Annotated in this window: 3 protein-coding genes; all 3 read left to right on the top strand. The window is 62.6% G+C overall.

Translation table 11 applies throughout. The annotated features are described in order from the left end of the window. Positions 1–1000: ABC transporter substrate-binding protein (locus tag E5W70_RS28485; RefSeq protein WP_292664642.1), on the top strand; the 1000-nt coding region annotated here is incomplete at its 5' end. A 34-nt stretch (positions 1001–1034) separates the two neighbouring features. Further along, positions 1035–1994 carry an ABC transporter permease gene (locus tag E5W70_RS28480; protein WP_292664641.1) on the top strand — a complete coding sequence of 320 codons (960 nt, stop codon included), beginning with the start codon at positions 1035–1037 and terminating at the stop codon, positions 1992–1994. Next, positions 1994–2610 (top strand): ABC transporter permease (locus E5W70_RS28475; protein WP_292664640.1); only part of this gene is annotated, 617 nt, incomplete at its 3' end. The genes E5W70_RS28480 and E5W70_RS28475, both read left to right, overlap by 1 nt.

The raw sequence follows: 2610 nt of genomic DNA, 5'->3' as shown, positions 1-2610 counted from the left end.
CGCGGCCGGCTCGATCGGCACGACAACGGTCGGCTCGGGTCCGTTCAAGTTGGAAAAATGGGATCCGAATTCCAAGGAAGTGCTTGTCGCCAACAAGGATTGGGCGGGCGGCGCGAGTGGTGTCGACGGCATCGAGATCAGCGTGCTGCCGGACGAGACGGCGATCCTGGCGGCGATGCGCACCAAGCAGATCGATTTTGCCCTGCTCAACGATCCGCTTGTCGCCACTCTGGTGCCCAAGGAAGCCAGCCTGCAGTTGAACCGCGTGCCGGTGCTTGCCTATCACGTGCTGCAGCTCAATCCTTCCCGCAAGCCGATGACCGAACTCAAGGTGCGTCAGGCGATTTCCTGCGCCATCGACCGGCAGGAAGTGCTGGACACCGCCTCGCTCGGCGAAGGCAAGATCACCGGCCCGCTGACCATCCCGGCGCTGGCGACCGATCCGAACCAGTTGTTCTGCTATAAGCGCGACATTGAGAAGGCCAAGCAGTTGATGGCCGAAGCCGGCTATGCCGACGGCTTTTCGGCGACCGTGATCGGCGCCACCGGCGAGCCGCCGACGGCAGCGGCGGAAGCCCAGGTCATCCAGTCGCAACTCGCAGAAATCGGCGTCAAGCTCGACATCAAAATGATGGAGCTCAACGTCTACGTCGATGCCTGGCTGAAGGGCGATTTCGACATGGCCGTCGCGCTGAACGGCGGCAGGGCCGATCCCTACACTATGTACAACCGCTACTGGACCAAGACCGGCAATCTGCAGAAGGTGGCGAACTATATCGACGATACGCTGGACAGCCTTATGCAGAAGGGCCGCACCGAGACCGACCCGGCAGCACGCAAAGCGATCTTCGCCGACTTCGAGAAGCACATCACTGAGATGTCGCCCTGGATCTGGCTCTACACGTCCTACAGCTACACGGCACAGCAGAAGAATATCGCAGGATTCGAACCGGTGCCGACAGGTTCGCTGTTCAGCCTCGCCAAGGTGACGATCCAGTAGCTGCTTCGATGCCGGACGAGAGGACATTCTTCGCGTGAACTATCTGATGCGCCGACTGGCGACCTTCCCTCTCGTCCTGCTTGGCGTGTCCATCGTGGTGTTCCTGGCGATCCGGATGGTTCCGGGCGATTCGATCACGGCAATGCTGGGGACCGAAGCCGGCCTGCTGACGCCGCAGCAGCGCGATGCGCTTGCAGCTTATTTCGGCATCGACCAGCCCTGGTTCATCCAGTACTGGCGCTGGCTGCTTGGTCTTTTCCAATGTAACCTCGGCATTTCGTCCACCTATGGCAGGCCGGTGCTCGACGTCATCCTCGAGCGTTTCCCGCTAACGTTGGAGCTCGCCCTGCTGTCGATGGTCATCGCCCTGGTTGTCGGCATGCCGGCCGGGATCTTTGCCGCCACTCATAATGAAAAGCTGTCCGACCTCGGCGTGCGCGTTGTCGCAATGATCGGGCAGTCGACGCCGAACTTCGTCCTTGCCCTGCTGATCATCTACACGCTGTCGGCGGGGTTTGGCGTTTTGCCGGCGATGGGTGAGTTTTCGCCGCTGTGGCAGGATCCGCTGCGCAATCTCGGCCAGCTGTTGCTGCCCGCCGTGACGCTCGGTTTTGCCTTCGCGGCTTCGGTGACCCGTATATCGCGTTCGGCGATGCTCGATGTGCTCAGCGACGATTATGTCAGGACAGCGCGCAGCAAGGGCGTTTCGGCGCGAGACGTCATCTGGCGGCATGCTTTGCCCAACGCGCTCATCCCGGTCGTGACGCTGAGCGGCATAGAGTTCGGCTATCTCCTGGGCGGAGCAGTCATCGTCGAGCAGATCTATGCACTGCCCGGTCTCGGCCGCATGGTTCTGGATGCCATCCTGCAGCGCGACTACGCGCTGGTGCAGGGAAGCGTGCTGTTCATCGCCTTCAACTTCATGATCGTCAATCTCCTCGTCGACCTCGCCTATGTCGCGCTCGACCCGCGTATCCGGCTAAGCGAGCACTGATGGCGACATTGCGGGCTATACTTGCGCACACCAGCGGCCGCATCGGCGGTGCCATCGTTGCGCTTTATCTGCTGCTTGCCATGCTTGGCATGCTGGGACTGACGCCGGACAATCCGCTGACGCAGCACCGGGTCGAGCGGCTGCATGCGCCTGACGGCACCTACTGGATGGGCACGGACCTGTTCGGCCGCGATGTCGCAAGTCGGCTGATGACCGGGATCGGCCAGTCCTTCATCGTGGCCTTCTTTTCGGTCGCCTTCGCGACACTGGCCGGCACGGTGCTCGGGCTGGCGGCAGCCTGGTTCGGGCGCCGCTGGGACGGCCTGGTGATGCGCATCATGGACGTTCTGCTGGCGTTCCCGGCGATCCTGCTGGCGCTGCTGATCGTCGCGGTTGCGGGACCGGGAACCTCGACCAGCGTCATTGCCATCGCTATCGTCTACACGCCGATCTTCACGCGCGTCGTGCGCGGCCCGGCTCTGTCGCTCAAGGAGCGCGAGTTCGTCGACGCGGCCCGCACGTTCGGCAGCAGCTCGAACTACATCGTGACACGGCATCTGCTGCTCAATCTGGTGGCGCCACTGACGGTTCAGGTGACGCTGGCGCTGGCCTGGGC

It is taken from the genome of Mesorhizobium sp. (genome assembly GCF_005063415.1).
Classification (GTDB): domain Bacteria; phylum Pseudomonadota; class Alphaproteobacteria; order Rhizobiales; family Rhizobiaceae; genus Mesorhizobium.
The sequence above is the reverse complement of the archived record's forward strand: the minus strand, read 5'-3'. Positions and strand labels throughout refer to the sequence as shown.